The 724-nt window shown below is 47.4% G+C and carries 1 protein-coding gene; it reads right to left on the bottom strand.

Annotated elements, in window-relative coordinates; translation table 11 throughout:
* On the bottom strand, positions 1-354 hold a 354-nt coding region (locus E1189_RS25325; protein ID WP_230460243.1), incomplete at its 3' end, for a hypothetical protein.
* Positions 355-724: the final 370 nt, after the last annotated feature.

Here is a 724-nt window from a genome sequence, read left to right as displayed (position 1 = left end):
GCAAAGTAAATATTTCTGAAACTTGTTATATGGCAAAGCTAGATAGATAGTGGATGAATCCCTCTGGGAATCCTCTGGTTGGTAAATGGAGCCAATGGCGCCGGGTTGGGGAACCAGCGTGACGGGGGCATTGGCAGAGCTGGCCAGCAGGGTCATATTCTGCATAAATCGACAACCCTGTTTGTGCGTGTTCAGCTCCGCGACAGTGAATGTTTCAAAGCAGCGATCACAGTCTACAAGCCTTTGCAGGCACTCTGATTCCCGGTGTTGGTCGAGTTGTGATCGAGGAACAGCGTTGTGGCACAGAGTGCAGTTTACCGGGTAACCGACACAATACTCAAAGTGTTGCGCCATGCTTTTCTGCGGTACGGTTTCGTCACAAAAAGTACAGTCCACAGGGCGCAGGTTACATTCCTCTTCATGAGCAATAATATCTTTTCTCTGCACTGTTTTTGAGCAGTGGCGGCACGAAATTGGTTGGTAGGGGCACTCAGAGAAATGAGAAGAAAATTCCTTGTGATTGTTGGCTATAAAACCGCATTGAAAAGCGCATGGCCTGTGACTTGTGGTGGCTGCAGGTGCTGTCAGACCTGATTCAGAGGTTTCTTTTAAGGCGGCAGCAAGAACCAGAGGGTAGAATCTGATCAGGCGATCAGAAAACTCTTTTATTTTACCTGGAATTTGTAGCTGATTGGCTGCCATTTCCAGACATTCATCTTTAAAT

The sequence above is a fragment of the Parendozoicomonas verongulae genome (genome assembly GCF_009711465.1).
Taxonomy (GTDB): Bacteria; Pseudomonadota; Gammaproteobacteria; order Pseudomonadales; family Endozoicomonadaceae; genus Sansalvadorimonas; species Sansalvadorimonas verongulae.
This window is presented reverse-complemented; position numbering and strand designations above follow the sequence as displayed.